The following is a 15,572-nucleotide window of genomic DNA, read 5'->3' on the forward strand; positions in this document are numbered from 1 at the left end:
GGTAGCTTGAACGTCGCCGGCGTGGGCTGCGCGGGCATCCGTCAGGGCGAGCGCGAGCGCAGGGTCCGCACTGCTCACGGCGAGCCGCCCGTCGATGAGGCGGGCGTTGCCGCTGGAGCGGGCATTGTCGGTGGCGGGCGCGGCGAGCAGGGCCGGTGAAGGCTGATGGCGGCCCCGGCCGTCTGCATCGCCTCGACGTGATCCAGGGCCTCGGCGAGGATCACCGCACGGGCGAGCGCGGCCAGCAGGACGGCGCTGGCCCTGAGCCTCGCGCCGCTGGCCACGGTTCCGGGCCGGCAGAGGCTGACGGCCGCGCCGCCGTTGGCGAGGACGGAGCTCAGCAGTGGGGCGTGCGCGCGGGTGGGCACGGTCAGGCAGCACGGCGAGGGTCGCCCGGCCTGTCTCCATGGCGGCTTGGTGCGCGACACGGCCGATGTCGTAGGCGAGCGTGGCGGTGACAGTGCGACCGGCCTCGGCGAGAGCGGTGGCGAAGGTCTGCGCGCGGGTGACAGCAAGGTCGGTGGGGGCTCGGTTGCCGGTCACGGCAACAGCGCTCCCGGCAAACTGCGGCAGTCGCTCGCGGCCGCGGACCCACAGACCCAGCGGGCAGGAGGGCGCCAGGTCCGTGTCGGAGGGGATGACGAACTGTCAGGACAGCTGTGCCTGGGCGAGTTCCTCCTGCGGTCGGTAGTGGGCCAGGTTCCCGCTGCCGTCGAGGCGGACGCGCCGGGACCACACCTCGGCGGCGGTGTCCTGGCCAAGGTCGGTGGCGAGTTCGCCGGGGGAGAAGTGGGCGGCGAGCGCGGCGCGTGCGGCTCGTTCGGACAGGGCGTGTACGGGCATGACGGCATGGCCTCTCGGGCTGGGCGCGGCACCGGCAGGCGAACCGGTGCCGCGCGGGACTTGCGAAGGGGAAAGGGCTCAGCGGCCGACGCGAAGGGGAGGGCGGTCGGCGGCGGGAGCGGTGTCGGACGAGGTCCAGCCGGAGTTCCTGTTCTCCTCCCACCAGGCGGGCGGGCTGCCCGGCCGTCTGGCGGCCGCGCCGGGTGCCGTTGCGGGCGGCGGAGTCGGGGGCGGGGTAACGGGAGCTGCGGGGGTGGGCAGGCTGGTCTCCGTGTAGGCGATGCGACTGCGCAGGCTGATGCCGATGCCGTCGACGCTGAGGTAGATGGAGCTGTCTCTGATCTCGGTGATGCGCCCCTTGACCAGGACGTCGACCCCGTCGACGAGTGACTCGGTGGCGTTGCGGGCCAGGTCCCGCCAGGCGGTGCAGACGTAGCGGATCGGAGTTCCGTTGCGCCACTTCTGCGCGGCGGCGTCCCACTGGGTGGGGGTCTCGGTGAGGAGGAACCGGCAGACGGCGACGCCGGATTCGCTGAAGCGGACTTCCACGTCGCCGGTGACGGTGCCGGACACGTGCGTGACGGACGGGGCCATGCGAACACCTCTTATATGAAATAATAGTGTTTCATGGGTGGGAGTTAATCCCCCTGTCGGTACTTTCCGCCGGAGCGTGCGGTACGACGGGCGAGCCGCCGGACGAGTGCCTTCCACCTTGTCGGCTGCGCCGGGGCCGGCGGCGGGGTGAGGTTGTCGAACACTGTGGCGTCCCCGATCTCCACCACCATCGGGACTGTGCCGTCGGCCCGGACCAACTGCTCGTCGGTGGTGTCCAGATGAACGGAGACCCGCACGGCCTCCCGGTCGGCGTCGAGGTAGACGAACACGAGGATGCCCGCGATCTCGGTGCACGGAAGTCCTTCGTCGTCGGGGCCCTCCATCGGGTGGAAGACCGCCGAGCTGTTCGCCTCCGCGCAGTCCTCGGCATCGGAGAGGCTGAGGCTGCCGGAGGCGCGCACGCAGCGGAGGATGTCGGAGGCGCAGAGCGTGTACTCCTCGTCCCCGCGGTCCTCCTTGGGCCCGTAGTAGAGGTCCACGGCCGTCCGGTCGTCGGCGGGCGGGAGGTAGGGGATGCCTTCGTCGCCGGCCACGTTGTCCCAGGAACTGCGCACGTGCCGGGCCAGCGCGGCCAAAGCGGAGCCTTCGTCGGACCACAGCGTCACCTCATCGCTGTGCCGGTCCTGCTGGCGCAGCACCCACGCCCGGCCGGCTGCCTGGGTGGTGAGGTCTTCGTGGATGGCGAAGCTGAACCGGTTCAGCCACCTTCCGACGATGGTGACGGTGTCGGTGCCCGGCCATTCGCCGGTGCGCTCCTGGAGGCCGTCCAGCAGACCGGCCAGGTCGATGATGGCCTCGCCCGAGGGGGTGGCCGGGTCCGGTGTGATCACGGTGGTTTCCTTTCGTGCGGTACGGGGCGGTCAGGACCCGGACCCATTCATGAGGGCGTGCCACAGGTCCATGAGGTGTTGCTGTTCGGGGGTGAGGGTCGCGGTGCGCAGTACGCGTTTACGCAGGACGGGCGCGTCGAGGCTGATACCGAAGGGCATGGTCGGCTGGTCGGGCAGTGTGACCAGCCGGTAGTTCGATGTGCGGATCATCCAGGCCTCGTACCGGTCGGCGGGGCTCCCGGCACGGGCGGCCTGACCGTCGTCCGGGGTGTGGGGCGGGCAGTAGCAGGAGGGATCGGTGCAGGGGAGTCCGGCGGGGTGACGGGTGAGGATCGGGCTGCGGCGGTAGTGCGTGGCGGTGCCGTTCAGCATCGGGCAGTGCGCGGAGGTGTACGACAGGCACTCGGGGTGCAGTGCCGGTTCCGGGGCGCAGCCCCTGAGGACGTCGGCCGGTCGGACGAGCAGGAAGCACCGCTCGTCCAGCGGGTGTTGGCAGATCTGGCACAGCCGTCGCCGGAAGGCGGTGATGGCCTTGTCGGCGTCGAGGACACCGAAGGCCGCGCGGCCGTCGTGGATCAGGGTCACGTACGGCACCACCAGCCCGCCTGCCAGCGGCCGATGGGCGCAGCGTTGGGGTATCGGATGCATGGGTCAGCTCTCTCGGGGCGCTGGAGTGCGCGTGGGGGCTCGTTCGTGCGAGGCGTCAGATGCTGGCTGGGAGGGTCGGCGGGGCCGCCGGCCAGGAGCGTTTCCCAGTGGGCGTAGCGGCAGCCGGTGGCGTCGTGCAGGTGAAGGTGCAGCCAGGTGCTGTCGCCGGCCCGGATGACGGCCTCGGCGCCGATGGCGGCGGCCCGGGGGTAGATGGTGCTGTTGTCGGGGTCGACCAGGACGACGATCAGTCCCGGCCGGCGTGGCATGTGCCGGAGTGCGAAGCCGGTGAAGCCGAGGTCGTCCAGGAGCACGAGCGGAGCACGCTGGTACTCCTCGGCGCTGAACAAGTGCGAGGGACGGTGCAGCTGGGGGACCGGGTTCGGCCGCAGGCCGACCGGATCGGCGTCGGTCCTGTCGCTGATGACCGGTACCGGGGCCTGCGGTCCTTCCCGGGGGGCTTGCAGCGGGGCGGGCATGGCTGTGGCACGTCGCTTTCGTGAGGACCGCGGCCAGGAGACAAGCCGTGGGCGGGAAGGGGGAGTTGGTGGTCTGCGGGCGGGGCGGCCGGTCGAGGTGGCCCCGCCCGCAGGCGGTCGTTCAGCCGAGCGGGTAGAGCACCAGCGCGGGGAGAGCGGTGTCGGGGATGCCGTCCGGGTACAGCTCGCGCAGGGACTGGTCTGCCGTGAGCTCCTCCGGCAACGGGAAGATGTCGCCGACGAGGTCGCTGTGGATCGGCGCGTACCGGGAGACGCTGTAGGTGGAGAACGGCGAGAAGAAGTTGCCCCCGGCGTCCCGGGACAGGACGACAAGCATGTCTCCGGGCAAGTCCTTCCACTCCTTGCGGACCAGGTGGCGCAGCACAGCGAGGGTCAGGGGGCGGTCGGGAGCCTCGCCGTCCGGGTCGGGTGAAGGAGCCTGCTGCTGGTCGGTCATGACGGCCTTTCATGTGCAGGCCGGGCGAGGAGAGGCCCGGCCGGTTGATCGGCGGGGTGCGGGCGCCGCTCCGTCGCCGGGGCGGCGCCGTCAGGACCGGTCAGTCGTCCTCGATCTCGTCCAGGCAGGAGACCGGGATACCGCTGCCCGGAATCCGGAAGCGCGTCATGTCCTCGGGGATGCGGTACTTGGGCCTGCCCGGCTCGCCGTTGCGCGGGTCACGGCGCAGGGTGCGGGTGGACTCCTCGTCCAGCAGGAAGACCGCGCGGGAACCGGTGCGGTTGCGCTCCTGGACGGTGCCGGTGAGACCGCGCAGCAGGGCCGGGCGCAGTGAGTTGTTGATGCGGGCCCGGCGTCCGGCCACGAGTCCCGCGGACGCCTCCTTGTCGATCGCGCGGAGCCGCCGTGCGGATGCTTCCTGGACCTTCGAGACCTTGATTGCGTCCGGCAGTTGGCCGATGAAGTCGAGGACTTCGTCCATGGTGACGCTCATGCTGGTTCGCCTCTCTGCGGTGCGGGGTGGGGAACCGGCCGGGCACGTCCGTGCCCGGCCGGGGATTCGGGGGCGTCGGGGTCAGGCGGCGGGGTTGGGACGGTGGCGGGCGACCGCCTGTGCCTCGACCTCGGACAGCTGGTAGCTGCCCTTGTCGTCCTGGCCGAGCGCTTCGAGCAGCAGCAGGTAGCGGGCCCGCTGCTCGTTGAGGTGCGACCACGTCTTGGGATCGCGGATGTCGTACTCGCAGGCAGCGGCGACATGTGCGAACAGCGCGTTGACGACGCGCGCCTTGGGCAGCTGCACCGCCGTCTCCGTCAGGTCCGCGTTCTGGGGCTCCTTGACGCCCAGGAAACGGGCGACGGTCTCGGAGTCGTGCTTGTCGGTCCAGGAGCTGTAGAACCAGGGAAGGGTGAGCACGATCTCCTGCGCGAAGACGCGGGCCGCGTCCGGAAGGGTCTTCTGCCGCACGAGCCGGGCGACGAAGTCCTGACGGGGACCGGCAGCCGCCTTCCAGGCCCGGTTGCAGGCGATGACCGTGCGGCGCTCCTCCGCCCTGCGCTCGTCGTCCTGCGTCCTGGGCTTCTTCGGCTGGGGACGGACCTTGTGGCCGTGCGCGGCCGGGTCGGCGCAGTGCCACACGGGCTGGTGCTCGTCATCGAGCCGTGCGCTGTGGCCGGGGCAGCCTTTGTGGTTGTCCTCGGTGAGCGGATTACCGAGGCCGGTGGTGAGTTCGGTCAGCGGCTTGGAGTGGTCCTTCTCGCTGTAGTGCGGCCGCCGAAGCAGCGGAATGTCCGCCGCCTTGAGGTCCTCCTCGGCCTTGGTCCGGGCGTCGGTGTCGGCCTGCTCGGCCTTGAGCAGCGCCATCTCCTGGTCCCAGTGGCCGCGCCCGCCGTTGCCCTCCTCGTGGTCGCGCTCTAGCGCTCGCAGCAGACGGCGTTCCGCGCCGGGCACGTTCTCGACCTCGGAGAGCTGGGCGGTCTGTTCCAGGTCCATGCCTCCGGCCGTTGCCCGGCGGAGGGTGGCGTCGTCGAGCTTCTGGGCCGCCTTGGCCTGCTTGACGGCGTTGCGGCCGACGCCCAGAGCCTTGGCGGCCCGACGGCGCTCGACCTCGTTCATGCCGATCAGGGACAGTTCCTGAGACTTCAGGATGTCGCGCGCGGTCATCCCCTCGCGGTACTTGTTCTCGACCAGGGACAGGAACCTGGTCCAGCCGTCCCGGCCGACGAGGTCATCCCGTACGTGCGCCTTGATCCTGCGCACCGGGCGGCCGTCCCCCTCGGCGCTGTCGTTGGCGATCTGCTGCGCCTGCGCACGCCTCCAGCCTTTGAAAGCGCCGTAGGTGCCATCGGCCCGGGGGCGGACACTGATGGTTTCCTCGACACCGATCTCCTTGACGGAGTTGATCAGGTCCTCGTCCGGTTCGGTGTCCTCCTCGCGGGCGTTGCACGCGTCACGCACCACGAGCGCCGGGTCGAGCAGGACGATCTGCGGAGCGTTCTCCTCGTCGTACGGGGCGGGTTCGGTGGCCGGGGTCGAGACGGCGGTGACCATAGGGCTCTCCTTCTCCTTGCCTGTTCGGCGAACTGGGGCGGTCGGGGGGCGGTGCCCCCTCGCTTCATATTTAATAATAGTGTCTTCTGTTGTGGTGGCTAGATACCCTCTGACCTGCGAAAACGTGATCGCGAGGAGGCTTCTGCGGTGCTCCGTAAGACGCGGCGTTCAGGTGGCGCGGGGGTGTCGGGCGTGTGTGGGCGGCCCGGATCCCGGCGTCGAAGTCTGGATGCTGCGGCCGTCGACGGCGGCAGCGCTCGGGGCCCCGCTCGCCGGCGTCCAGGACGGACGGTCGGAAAGGTGCGGTGCGCCTGCCTGCGGGCGCCCCTGCGCCGGGGCGCCCGCAGGCACGGGCGGTCAGGGCGATACGCGGGTGACGCGGGTGACGCGGGAGGTCGGCAGGTGGACGCGCAGGACGTCCTCGTGCGCGGGCGGGTCAAGGATCGCGAGTTTCTGGAGTGCTTCGATCGGTATCGGGTCCGCGAAGTCCAAGCACCGGGCCTTCTTCCGTACGGGCCGCCCTGGAGGGGCGGTCCATGGCCAGGGCGGGCGACTGGTCAGCGGATGACGATGATGGTGAAGTCGGCTTCCAGGACGGCTAGGGCGGCGCGGATGGACGCGCGGGTCTCCCAACTCGGGGCCGAGTAAGGGAAGTCGAGGGCGCGCACTGCGTCGTCCAGGACGTCGTCGGATATCGGCAGCTTGTATTCGTCGCGGTAGAGGGCGAGGGCGGTCGCGGTGACGACGCGGGCGCGGTTGTAGGCGATGGCCTCCCCGGCCGTGACCTCTGTGCCCAGGGCTTCGCGCGCGGTGGGCGGCAGTTCCGCGATCCCGCTCGCGAGACGGCGGGCGGGAACGCGCAGGCGTGCCGACCGCAGGGCGCGGTGGAGCATTCGAAACATGCCAACTCCTGGGGCTGGAAGGGGGGAGGGGCGGGGCTTTCACCCCGGTGTGCGGCCAGGGCGACGCCCTTTCAAACACTAATAATAGTGTAAGTTGGGGATGTGTGAACCCGCCTCTGACCTGTGCAAACGAGGTACCGGATGGGTGGGGAAGGACGGGCAGGCCTGAGCTGGCTGACCGGGGGCGGCAACCTGCTTGGGTCCGCCTACTGGTGGGTTTCGGCGTCGGCCAGGGCGGGGTTCCAGCGCATCCCGTCGGCGGTGAGCGAGACGTCCGCAGGTATGGGCCCCTGGAAGTGGCGGTCGGTGGGCTCGTCGCCCTGGGCGTGGGCGTCGATCCACCTGTCGGCGGCCTGCTCGTCGCCGAGGGCGCGGAGCAGGCCGGCGAGAGCGTCGGCTTCGATGCATCCGAGCGTGACGGCGATGTCGCCCGTGAGGGTGTCGCCGCACCAGGCGTCGGTGAAGGCGCGGGCGGCATCGGCCGGGATGGTGACGGTGTCGGTCATCGCAACTCCAGTTGCGTTCGTGGTCGGAGAGTGACCGGGGTGGTCAGTGCGGGTGGGTCGATGCTGTGCTGTCCGGTCCGAGGTCCGGCGGCGCGATGTAGTCGAGGCCCGATTCCGGCGAGACGAGGTCGCCGGGATCGGTGCCGGTGCAGTAGGCGTCGAAGACCTCGCCTTCGGTGAGGGGTTCGAACGCGCCCGTGCGCAGCCGCCAGCCGTAGACCTGGTCTGGGGAGCTCGGGGTGGAGCTCCGCACGACCAGCCCGCCGGGACTCCCGGTCGCCAGGCCGAGGGCCAGGACGGTGGTTAATTCGAGGGCCTCGGCCTCGTCGAGCTGGCACGCGCCGTCCAGGTCCGTATCCGCGTGGAGGACGGCGACCAGGGTTTCCTGTGCAGCCGAGACGCTGCAGGCGAGGTGCAGCCTGCCCGGCCGGGCCGCGTCGAGGATGCGGGCCAGCAGGTCCGATGCCCATGCGAAGGCCGTCCGGCCGATGTCCTCGCCGCAGGAGGCGCAGGCTCCGAGCCGGGCCAGGAGCGCTGAGGCGTACTCCCAGGTGGCTTGCCGGACGGCTTCGTCGACCAGGGTCGGGATCAGGTCGGCCAGGGGCTGGCCGTCGTACGGGATGGCCGGGCCCGTGGCGGCGAATTCGGCGGTGAAGCGGGCGCGGCTGGACGGGCTGTCGGGGTCGAGGCCGGTGTCGGTACAGAAGTCGGCGTACTCCTGCGGGTCGAAGAGGGCAACTGCGGTTCGTATGCCCTGGGAGGCGCGGCCGCTGAGAAGGTCTCCGAACGCTTCCAGGTAGGTCTCGAAGTCGGCGAAGGCGAAGGTGCGGTAGTGCCGCATGGCGCGGAAGTCGTGCTCGTCGGTGAGCAGGCCGATGGTGCCGGCGACTTCGCGGCGCAGGGTGCGCCGCATGGTGTGGCGGTCGGTGTGCGGCGTGTTGCCCGCCGCGTGCGACAGGCGTTCGGGGGACTGGGATGCGTGCGTCACGTGCGCGCCTTTCTCGTGGGTGAGCTGACGGTGTCGGCCGTCGTGTGCTCCCGTGGGCGGTCAGGTGGGTGCGATGTGCGTTGGTGCGGTGCGTGCGTGCCTGCGAGGGGATTTGAACCCCTGACCACCCGCAAGTGGGGCCGCTCTACCGCTGAGCTACGCAGGCTTGGGGCCGCCGGTGCGGCGGCCGGGTGGCGGTGGGTCAGCGTCCGGCGATCTCGCGCAGCCGCTTCAAGGCGGTGGGCGCGTCGACGTACCAGAACGTCTCGCTGGGCCTCAGGCCGAGAGCCTTGGCGGCAACGTCACAGATCAGGCGGCGCTCCTCGCCTCGCTCCGCGTAGACGCTGGCGAGCGTCTCGTACTCGTCGCCGTCGTCGTCCGTGCCGGTGACCTCTGTCTGCTCCTTGCTGGGCAGGGATACGAGCGTCCAGCCGGTGAGGTGCGCCGTCCATCCGGCCGCGCACAGTTGGGAACCGCACGCCGGAGCCTCCTCGGGGGACAGTCGGAGGGCCTCGGGCAGATACGCCCAGTTGTCCATGTTGAAGACGTTGGGCTGCGCCTCGATGGCGCTCAGGACGGCAGACGCCACGGCGGCGGGCGTCTCGGGCTTGGGGGTTACCTCGGTGTCGGTCATCACAACTCCAGTCATGGGGAACGGCGTTGGAGTAGTGCTGGCGGGACTCGAACCCGCGACCTCAGGACTTATAAGATCCGCGCTCTACCAACTGAGCTACAGCACCTCGGTATTCGGATATCGGGGCTGCGCCCCTCGGCCTGGCCGGGCGGGGCGGGGCGCGGCCCTGCTCTGGGGGACCGGGCTGGGGGAGCCGTCTCGACTGCCAGGTCTGCCGGGGGAGTGCCTGCGGAGGCCGGGCGGGAACCGGGGCGCCAACCGCTCTTGATATCTAATAATAGTGTCTTTACGTGGAGAGGGAACCCGCCCCTGACCTGCGCTTCTTACTCCTGGGCGGGTTCCCCTGCCGCCTGGGCGAACGCGGACAGCATGGAGACCACGGAGCTGGGGCGCCCGGACGCTTCGGCCCGCACCCCCTCACCGGAAGGGCCGACGAGCACGGTGACGCTGTCGACCTGGACGGGGCCGTGCTCGCCGGGTGGTCTGGTGTCGTGCGTCCAGACGATCCGGGTGCGCCGGTGCTCCTCCACGATCCGGGCCCCGGGAAGTGCGCCGGCCACGGCTTCCGTGACGGCGCGGCGGCCGTTCTCCTCCGCCTCCTGCCGGGCTGAGAGTTCGGCGGCCTGCTGCGCGGCCTCGGCGTGCAGCGGAAGCAGCCGCCGGGTGATCTCGCGGGCCACGTGGTGGGCGCTGCGGGTTGTGACCCCGATCGACGGAGCGATCATCTTGGCCTCGTCCGGCAGTGCGGCGTAGATCTTCAGGCGGTCGGGGCGGCGGTCGTCGGGCTGGCACAGGCGCAGGGTGCGGCCGTCGCCGTCGACGATGAGTCGTCCCAGGCCGCGCGCGTAGTCGCTGAGTTCGGCCGTGCGGCAGTGCGTGCCCAGCTCCCGCGCCACCTCGGCGGCGAACGCGTCGAACTGCTCCTGCGTGGTCAACTCGTGTGTCATGGCGGCTATTTCACTCCTTCGGATGATTGGTTGGGGTGCTGGACCTGGGGCTTCTCGCGCCCCGGTCGCGTGACTCGGCGTCGTGGCGGGCGTCCTCGGCGGTGTATCCGGTGTCGCACCACGGGCGGCACAGCTGGCCTGCGGGTGCGCCGCAGGTCTCGCACCGGTTGTCGAAGTCCTCCGGGCGCCAGGGGCGCAGCTGGCCGCTCATGCGGGGAGCTCTCGGATGTGGTTCGCCATGCCGTGGTAGCCGGTGCGGCTGCGGGCGAGCCGCGGGAGAGCCCCGTCGGGGGCGGTGGCCTTGAAGGCGTTCACTGGGCCGAGGCAGGCGCGGACGGCGGTGAACTGGTCCCAGTGGTGGGGGTCGGTGGTTCCGGTGACGTGCACGTGACCGCGCATCGCCCCGCCCAGTTCGAACACGACGGCGTCGGCATCGCGGGGGCCGGCGGTGGCGTTCACCGTGCCGGCGGGCGTCTCGATGGTCAGGCTCGGGCTGGTCATGGACTGAGACTCCTCGGGGTCGACCGGGTGAGCTGGAGGTATGCCGCCCCGACGCCCGGCGAAGGGGAGGTGCGGGCGTCAGGGCGGTCGGCCAGTGGCGTGCTGGCCGGGCGGCCGTCCACGTCTCGACGGGGGAAGGGCGTGGGCGGCGTCTGGGGACTACTTCTTGATCCCGTAAGGCAGCGGCAGTGCGCGGGCGTGCCCGATCACGTAGGGCGATGCGTCGTCGGCCGGGAAGGACTCGGCGACCTTCTGGAGTTCGGCGGGGGCGATGGGGTGAAGCCACCCGTCCTCCACGTCCCACCCGCACACGTGCGTGCCCGCGTCGGCGGTCATGGCGATCAGGGCGGCCTCACGCACGGTGGTGCCCTCCAGAGAGAACGTGAGCAGCACGAAGAACCGCATGTACTCCTCGGGCGAATGATCCACGCGCCACGCGCCCGGCTCGACGGACACGTGCAGCTCGGCGCTCAGCTCGATGCCGTCCGTGCGCTCGGCCGAGATGCTGAGCCGGTGGCTCCCCTCGCCGAGGGTCGGCAGCAACGTGGTCAGTGCGTGCAGGGCGCGGCCCATGGCGGACGCGCTGGCGGCGTTGTCGGGTTGTGGAAGGTTCGGCTCAGACATGCGAGGCCTCATCGTCGGAGTGAGGGAACTGAAGGACGGGGGCGGGGTAGACCTCACGCCTGACAGCGGAGACGTCGGGGCACGGAATGACGGCCTTCTGGAGCGCGGCCGTGTCCATGGGGTGGAGCCACCCGTCCTGTACGCACCAGCCGCACGCGCGGGGGGCGGGTTCCGCGGCGGTGGTGGCGACCAGGACGGCGCTGCGCATCGTGCTGCCCTCCAGGGCGAACACCAGCAGCATGCGCAGGGCGCAGAACTCGTCTTCGTCCAGGACGGCCAGACGGACCGGGTCCATGCCGATCGAGAGATCGGTTCGGCCCGTGACGAACGTGCTGTCGGTCCGCTGGGCTACGAGATTCAGCGTGTGCTCGCCGTCTCCGAGTGCCTGGACCACGGCCGTAAGGGCGCTCAGAGTACGGCTCATGGCAGCCGTGACGGCGTCGTCTCCGGGGTAGGTGAGCTCTTGGCGTGCAGACATGAGGACTCCTTGCGAGGCGGGGCGGTGGGCGCCGGAGGTCGGCCGCACTGTGCCCCTGAGCACAACGGGTGTCTTGTGGCGCGCGGTCTGCTCCGCAGCCGCGTTGCGCTGCCGCTACGCGGCAGGGGCCGGGGCGGGCGCGCTCCGCGCTCTCTACGGGGCTGGGACGCGCGCTCCGCGCTCTGGGGACGGTTGGGCCCGTGCGGGCCGGGCTCGGGGGAGGTACCCGACCCGCACGGGGGTCTGTCAGCTGAGTGCGCCGGTGATGCGGCTCAGCGGGTGCGGAGCTGGAGCAGGCGCCGGTGTGCCTTGCTCTTGATCTCGTCGTCGGCGCCTTCGAGTACGGCCGTGGCGCGTGCGATTTCCTCGGTCATGGACTGCGGCGGGCGGCGGGGGGTGAGGTGGTCGAGGTAGCCCGTGATGGCGCGCTCGGCCGCGTAGGCGGTCCGTCCGACGCGTGCGGTCTCGGTGGCGAACACCTCGTCGAGGGCGTCCAGCCGGGCGGAGTGGTTGGTCTGCTTGCGCTTGGAGGAGTCCTCTTCCAGCGGCCACAGATCCGCGATCACCTGGTGAAAGTCGGCAATGGCGATGTCCGTGCGGACCAGTGCGGTTTCCTCGGCGGCGAACTGCTCGAAGTAGTGCGAGGAGAGTCCCAGGGTGCGGCGGACTTCCTTGATCTGGCTGGTGGCCCCTGCGGTGTGCCGGACGGCCCAGCGGGTGACCGCGTCGCGGACGGCGAACCGCTCGGTGTTGGCGCAGACGGGACGCCACGGGGTGACAACGCACTGGAACTGGCCGTTGCCCGAATGGTCGTTCATGACGGCGATGTACGGCACCACGATGTCGTTGATGCCCTCGGCGTCCACGGTGACCGTTTCCGGGAGACGGATGGAGACGAACACGCGCTTCCCGCCGCGCAGGAGTCCGGCGGACTCCCACACCACGTCATAGCGGCTCACCAGTTCCTGGAGGAACACGAACCCTGCCCGGTTCTGAATCGGCGTGTACCGGGAGCCGACGGCGCCGAGAGCGGCGCCGGTGTCGGCGCGCACGGTGTGCCGCTGGTCGGCGTGCTCGCGCGTCTCGCCCTGCCACTCGTACAGCGCGGGCACGGTGGTGACCTCGAAATCGAGTCCGGACAGACGGAGTACCTCGTCGATGTCCGTGGTGCCGCCGGGGATGATCTGGCCGAGGCCGTGCCAGGCGGGGGAGGACGCGTACAGGGCGGCGGTGCCGTCCGCCTGCTCGTCGAGTCCGTGGTTCGCGAGGATCTGCTGAATCTGTCCCTCGGTGTTGCGGGAGACGGTGAACGTCTCGCCCTGGTCCCAGCCCGTGAGGACCTCGTAGGTGTCGGTGCCGATCATGCGGACCTCGCCCCGGTCGATCCGGGCTTGGAGCGCGCGCTCCGGCGCGCCGACGGACTCGATCTGTGCGGCCTTCTCGGCGGCGAACGCGGTGTTGACGTCGGTGATACTCACGATTCCCCTTCGCGTTGGTTTCTGCGGGTCGGGGGTGGTGCCACCACCCCCGAACAACTTCAATAATAGTGTTTATCGAGGGGAGGTAAACCCCCCTCTGACCTGCCACTTCACCTTGATGCCTGGGCTGCCCTCGGGGCGTCTACTCCGTTCACTCCGAGACGAAAGGGGGCGGTGAGCGTCACGGATCCGCAGGACACTGGCCTTCCGGCTGCTGCACGCCCAACCCACCCGTCTTTGGCCGGCCGCTGTCGAGCGTCTCCGCGCACTCCATCCGCCGGCACGCCCGAAAGCCTCAGCAGCGGTTCGGCGAGCACTGAACGCGGCCGCAGTGCCGCGCCCTGTCGACCTGAGACAGGGCGCGGCGTCTCAGCGTCGCTACGCGAGCGCGGGAAGGTTCCCTGCCTCGGTGGCGCCCTCGGCTCCGGGCATGACCCCCGCGTCCACGGCTTGCTCCCTGAGGTCGTCCCAGACCTCACACCAGCCCTCCGCCTCCGCCAACCTGTCAAGGTCCTCCACGGTGGAGGGAAGCGCGGTCAGAACTACCCGGGCCTCACTGCGGTACGAACCGCAGTGGTCGGCGATCCACTTCACGAAAGGGTCGCTCGACGACTTGAGGCTGTCCCACGCGTCCGCGTACGCCCTGCGGCACCTAGCAGAGGCCTTGAGCACGTCCCCGGAGTAGGCGCGGGACTGACGGAGGGCCTCCTCGCTGTCGCCGTATCGCTCCGTGTACTTGTTCCTCGCCACCTCCGTAGCTTCGTACTCGGCATCGGTAGCCGCTGCCATGCTTTCGACGAACCTCTGTACCTCCGGCAGCATCCGCCGGATCTCCTGCTCTGTCACTTGCGATCCCCTTCGCTGTTGGCTTCTGCGAGTCGGGAGGGCCGGAGCCACCAGCCCTCCCGAACAACGCCAATAATAGTGTGTATTGGGAGTGTGTGAACCCACCCCCGACCAGCGCACTTACAGGCCGAGGAACTCCACAATCCATTCCGACCAGTGGAAGTGCTCATAGAGCGCCAAGGGGCCGAGCGCGAAGATCCCGGCCAGCACGTAACCAGCGACCTGCGACCACGTCCGGTACGCCACGTGCCCAACGCTCTTGCGCCACGTGATGTCTACCGAGATCTCACACCCGAAAACGCTCGGGTGGAACCCACGGTGGATTCGGCCCAACTTCCCACCAGGGCGCGACGCGTGCACGTGGTGCTCTCCGCTGGCGTCCAGGGCAATCCTCTCGAACTTCCATGTCTGTCCGGCGGCTGCACCCGATTGCACATGCAGCTTGCGGCCTGTCTGGATTTCCTCGCCGGTCGCACACGAAATGAGCTTCATGATCAGGTCCCCTCTTTTCCGATCACGGATGTGCGTCCCCGGGGAAAAGGCGAAAGCCTCGGCCATTCCCCCAGGGGCCGACGGACTACTTCAGAAACCCGCGAGAACTGAGGAATTCAGCGGTGATGTGCGCGACTCCGCGAGGCTTGTAGATCTGCGGGAAACGCCGCATCTCCACTTCGGTACGCCCGTACTCGTCCGGCTCCGACAGCTCATGAACCAGCCTGTACGGACGGTCACCCGTCGGCATTTCCAGCACCACGGGACCCACCTTGGTCTCAAAACGAATTCCCGTGTAATTCGCATCGGAGTTGTGCACGATGCTCGCGCCCGCCCTTTGGCAGACCAGGGGCAGGAAGTTTGCGACCGTTCGAGCCTGAATTGCCAGGCCGTTCATCGGCGCGTCACTGCCGCGCACCCGGCGGACTATTCCGTCAGATATCTGAATTTCCACGTCTTCCCCTTCGTTGGTCCCTTGCGGTTCCTGGGGGTCGCCTCCCCCAGGAGTTCAAATAATAGTGTGTGAAGCGGTTGAGCGGAACCCCTGTTGCACTGCGGGTTGCGCTGGATGTTGCGTCAAGGTGTTGCGGTAGACGTTGCGTTGAGTGTTGCGGAGCTGCCTGCGCGCTCTGGGCGGCCCTGCCTGGTCGCGAAGGTCGTAGCGTGTGGTCGGGTCGCTGACATCCCCTCTGCTGCCGCTGCTCCCTGCCCAAGTGATGAGAGAAGGGTGGGGTTGGGCGGTGGGCTGGCACGGCGGCGCGGGGATCGGGGCGGGGGTTTCTGGTTGCGCGTCGGCGGGAACCTCCGCGCTCGGACGCTGGTGCGTCCGGACTATGAGCGGTCCCTGCGTGCCGAGCCGCCGGAGGCAGGCACCCCGGAGGAGCACCTATTCCATTATCCTGGTATTCCGTGCTTTACTTATTTCACGGAATACAGTCAAATATCTTCGCTTTCTAAAGGAACCGGAGGTTCCCTCAACTACCACCCAGGGAAACGAATATGACGCACTCTCAACTGAGCCACCGTCAGTCCATAAACAAAATTGACCTCTTTGCGTGCCGGAGGCACGCTAATTAACCATCCTTTCACGTTCCGGAGGAACGCAAATGCCTACATCCGCTTTTCGTTCCGGAGGAACGCAAGTTGTGAATTGGCCGGAGGCCAATTCGCAACTCCCCGCCGGAGGCGGGCAATCCGCGCGGGGACGCGCGAAACGAGCTTCGCGAGTATTCGGCTGCCGGAGGCAGAGCGAAGCGG

At 69.5% G+C, this 15,572-nt stretch carries 23 protein-coding genes, 2 tRNA genes and 1 pseudogene; all 26 read right to left on the reverse strand.

Annotated elements, in window-relative coordinates:
* Positions 1–74 precede the first annotated feature (74 nt).
* Complete coding sequence (locus ACIP6U_RS47470; RefSeq protein WP_401729636.1) at positions 75–428, reverse strand: hypothetical protein; 354 nt, start codon at positions 426–428, stop codon at positions 75–77.
* A gap of 1 nt (position 429) precedes the next feature.
* A pseudogene (locus ACIP6U_RS47475) lies at positions 430–639 on the reverse strand (DNA-protecting protein DprA); the annotation flags it as partial.
* A 9-nt stretch (positions 640–648) separates the two neighbouring features.
* Positions 649–843 carry a hypothetical protein gene (locus tag ACIP6U_RS47480; protein WP_401729638.1) on the reverse strand — a complete coding sequence of 65 codons (195 nt, stop codon included), beginning with the start codon at positions 841–843 and terminating at the stop codon, positions 649–651.
* Between the two features lie 78 nt (positions 844–921).
* Positions 922–1,437 (reverse strand): single-stranded DNA-binding protein, encoded by a 516-nt coding sequence (locus ACIP6U_RS47485; RefSeq protein ID WP_401729640.1) that lies wholly within the window; start codon positions 1,435–1,437, stop codon positions 922–924.
* Between the two features lie 44 nt (positions 1,438–1,481).
* A complete protein-coding gene (locus ACIP6U_RS47490; RefSeq protein ID WP_401729641.1) occupies positions 1,482–2,288 on the reverse strand; it encodes a hypothetical protein in 807 nt (268 codons plus the stop codon).
* Between the two features lie 30 nt (positions 2,289–2,318).
* Complete coding sequence (locus ACIP6U_RS47495) at positions 2,319–2,936, reverse strand: cell envelope biogenesis protein OmpA (protein ID WP_401729642.1); 618 nt, start codon at positions 2,934–2,936, stop codon at positions 2,319–2,321.
* Positions 2,870–3,415: a hypothetical protein gene (locus tag ACIP6U_RS47500; RefSeq protein ID WP_401729644.1), complete on the reverse strand. Its 546-nt coding sequence runs from the start codon at positions 3,413–3,415 to the stop codon at positions 2,870–2,872. Before ACIP6U_RS47500 ends, ACIP6U_RS47495 begins: the two co-directional genes overlap by 67 nt.
* A gap of 121 nt (positions 3,416–3,536) precedes the next feature.
* On the reverse strand, positions 3,537–3,872 hold the full coding sequence (locus ACIP6U_RS47505) for a hypothetical protein (protein WP_401729645.1): 336 nt from the start codon (positions 3,870–3,872) through the stop codon (positions 3,537–3,539).
* A 100-nt stretch (positions 3,873–3,972) separates the two neighbouring features.
* Positions 3,973–4,365: a hypothetical protein gene (locus tag ACIP6U_RS47510; protein WP_401729647.1), complete on the reverse strand. Its 393-nt coding sequence runs from the start codon at positions 4,363–4,365 to the stop codon at positions 3,973–3,975.
* Positions 4,366–4,446: 81 nt separating this feature from the next.
* Positions 4,447–5,919, reverse strand: coding sequence for a ParB/RepB/Spo0J family partition protein (locus ACIP6U_RS47515; RefSeq protein WP_401729648.1), 1,473 nt, complete (start codon positions 5,917–5,919; stop codon positions 4,447–4,449).
* A 357-nt stretch (positions 5,920–6,276) separates the two neighbouring features.
* Complete coding sequence (locus tag ACIP6U_RS47520) at positions 6,277–6,411, reverse strand: hypothetical protein (RefSeq protein WP_401729649.1); 135 nt, start codon at positions 6,409–6,411, stop codon at positions 6,277–6,279.
* Positions 6,412–6,476: 65 nt separating this feature from the next.
* On the reverse strand, positions 6,477–6,821 hold the full coding sequence (locus ACIP6U_RS47525; RefSeq protein WP_401729650.1) for a hypothetical protein: 345 nt from the start codon (positions 6,819–6,821) through the stop codon (positions 6,477–6,479).
* Between the two features lie 206 nt (positions 6,822–7,027).
* Positions 7,028–7,327 (reverse strand): hypothetical protein, encoded by a 300-nt coding sequence (locus tag ACIP6U_RS47530; RefSeq protein ID WP_401729651.1) that lies wholly within the window; start codon positions 7,325–7,327, stop codon positions 7,028–7,030.
* Between the two features lie 43 nt (positions 7,328–7,370).
* A complete protein-coding gene (locus tag ACIP6U_RS47535; RefSeq protein WP_401729668.1) occupies positions 7,371–8,240 on the reverse strand; it encodes a hypothetical protein in 870 nt (289 codons plus the stop codon).
* A gap of 172 nt (positions 8,241–8,412) precedes the next feature.
* A tRNA-OTHER gene (locus ACIP6U_RS47540) sits at positions 8,413–8,481 on the reverse strand.
* Between the two features lie 36 nt (positions 8,482–8,517).
* Positions 8,518–8,949 (reverse strand): hypothetical protein, encoded by a 432-nt coding sequence (locus ACIP6U_RS47545; RefSeq protein ID WP_401729653.1) that lies wholly within the window; start codon positions 8,947–8,949, stop codon positions 8,518–8,520.
* Between the two features lie 32 nt (positions 8,950–8,981).
* Positions 8,982–9,055: transfer RNA gene (locus ACIP6U_RS47550), tRNA-Ile, on the reverse strand.
* A gap of 217 nt (positions 9,056–9,272) precedes the next feature.
* Complete coding sequence (locus tag ACIP6U_RS47555) at positions 9,273–9,896, reverse strand: hypothetical protein (protein ID WP_401729654.1); 624 nt, start codon at positions 9,894–9,896, stop codon at positions 9,273–9,275.
* A gap of 10 nt (positions 9,897–9,906) precedes the next feature.
* Positions 9,907–10,107 carry a hypothetical protein gene (locus ACIP6U_RS47560; RefSeq protein ID WP_401729656.1) on the reverse strand — a complete coding sequence of 67 codons (201 nt, stop codon included), beginning with the start codon at positions 10,105–10,107 and terminating at the stop codon, positions 9,907–9,909.
* Positions 10,104–10,397 (reverse strand): hypothetical protein, encoded by a 294-nt coding sequence (locus tag ACIP6U_RS47565; RefSeq protein WP_401729657.1) that lies wholly within the window; start codon positions 10,395–10,397, stop codon positions 10,104–10,106. Before ACIP6U_RS47565 ends, ACIP6U_RS47560 begins: the two co-directional genes overlap by 4 nt.
* A 159-nt stretch (positions 10,398–10,556) precedes the next feature.
* Entirely contained in the window at positions 10,557–11,021 is a 465-nt protein-coding gene (locus tag ACIP6U_RS47570) for a hypothetical protein (protein WP_401729658.1), read from the reverse strand.
* Positions 11,014–11,499 (reverse strand): hypothetical protein, encoded by a 486-nt coding sequence (locus tag ACIP6U_RS47575; protein WP_401729659.1) that lies wholly within the window; start codon positions 11,497–11,499, stop codon positions 11,014–11,016. The genes ACIP6U_RS47570 and ACIP6U_RS47575 overlap by 8 nt, the downstream gene beginning before the upstream one ends.
* 272 nt (positions 11,500–11,771) lie before the next feature.
* A complete protein-coding gene (locus ACIP6U_RS47580) occupies positions 11,772–12,977 on the reverse strand; it encodes a DUF932 domain-containing protein (RefSeq protein WP_401729660.1) in 1,206 nt (401 codons plus the stop codon).
* A 378-nt stretch (positions 12,978–13,355) separates the two neighbouring features.
* Positions 13,356–13,823 (reverse strand): hypothetical protein, encoded by a 468-nt coding sequence (locus ACIP6U_RS47585; protein WP_401729663.1) that lies wholly within the window; start codon positions 13,821–13,823, stop codon positions 13,356–13,358.
* A gap of 120 nt (positions 13,824–13,943) precedes the next feature.
* Positions 13,944–14,315, reverse strand: a complete 372-nt coding sequence (locus tag ACIP6U_RS47590; RefSeq protein ID WP_401729665.1) for a hypothetical protein — start codon at positions 14,313–14,315, stop codon at positions 13,944–13,946.
* Positions 14,316–14,400: 85 nt separating this feature from the next.
* Positions 14,401–14,769, reverse strand: coding sequence for a hypothetical protein (locus ACIP6U_RS47595; protein ID WP_401729666.1), 369 nt, complete (start codon positions 14,767–14,769; stop codon positions 14,401–14,403).
* Between the last annotated feature and the right edge of the window lie 803 nt (positions 14,770–15,572).

It is taken from the genome of Streptomyces sp. NPDC088794 (assembly GCF_044750545.1).
In the GTDB taxonomy this organism is placed as follows: Bacteria; Actinomycetota; Actinomycetes; order Streptomycetales; family Streptomycetaceae; genus Streptomyces.

Coding starts and splice junctions, on each gene's coding strand:
- ACIP6U_RS47480 (WP_401729638.1), bottom strand. CDS start 843: ATGCCCGTACACGCCCTGTCCGAACGAGCCGCACGCGCCGCGCTCGCC.
- ACIP6U_RS47485 (WP_401729640.1), bottom strand. CDS start 1,437: ATGGCCCCGTCCGTCACGCACGTGTCCGGCACCGTCACCGGCGACGTG.
- ACIP6U_RS47495 (WP_401729642.1), bottom strand. CDS start 2,936: ATGCATCCGATACCCCAACGCTGCGCCCATCGGCCGCTGGCAGGCGGG.
- ACIP6U_RS47500 (WP_401729644.1), bottom strand. CDS start 3,415: ATGCCCGCCCCGCTGCAAGCCCCCCGGGAAGGACCGCAGGCCCCGGTA.
- ACIP6U_RS47505 (WP_401729645.1), bottom strand. CDS start 3,872: ATGACCGACCAGCAGCAGGCTCCTTCACCCGACCCGGACGGCGAGGCT.
- ACIP6U_RS47510 (WP_401729647.1), bottom strand. CDS start 4,365: ATGAGCGTCACCATGGACGAAGTCCTCGACTTCATCGGCCAACTGCCG.
- ACIP6U_RS47515 (WP_401729648.1), bottom strand. CDS start 5,919: ATGGTCACCGCCGTCTCGACCCCGGCCACCGAACCCGCCCCGTACGAC.
- ACIP6U_RS47525 (WP_401729650.1), bottom strand. CDS start 6,821: ATGTTTCGAATGCTCCACCGCGCCCTGCGGTCGGCACGCCTGCGCGTT.
- ACIP6U_RS47530 (WP_401729651.1), bottom strand. CDS start 7,327: ATGACCGACACCGTCACCATCCCGGCCGATGCCGCCCGCGCCTTCACC.
- ACIP6U_RS47535 (WP_401729668.1), bottom strand. CDS start 8,240: ATGCGGCGCACCCTGCGCCGCGAAGTCGCCGGCACCATCGGCCTGCTC.
- ACIP6U_RS47545 (WP_401729653.1), bottom strand. CDS start 8,949: ATGACCGACACCGAGGTAACCCCCAAGCCCGAGACGCCCGCCGCCGTG.
- ACIP6U_RS47555 (WP_401729654.1), bottom strand. CDS start 9,896: ATGACACACGAGTTGACCACGCAGGAGCAGTTCGACGCGTTCGCCGCC.
- ACIP6U_RS47560 (WP_401729656.1), bottom strand. CDS start 10,107: ATGAGCGGCCAGCTGCGCCCCTGGCGCCCGGAGGACTTCGACAACCGG.
- ACIP6U_RS47565 (WP_401729657.1), bottom strand. CDS start 10,397: ATGACCAGCCCGAGCCTGACCATCGAGACGCCCGCCGGCACGGTGAAC.
- ACIP6U_RS47570 (WP_401729658.1), bottom strand. CDS start 11,021: ATGTCTGAGCCGAACCTTCCACAACCCGACAACGCCGCCAGCGCGTCC.
- ACIP6U_RS47575 (WP_401729659.1), bottom strand. CDS start 11,499: ATGTCTGCACGCCAAGAGCTCACCTACCCCGGAGACGACGCCGTCACG.
- ACIP6U_RS47590 (WP_401729665.1), bottom strand. CDS start 14,315: ATGAAGCTCATTTCGTGTGCGACCGGCGAGGAAATCCAGACAGGCCGC.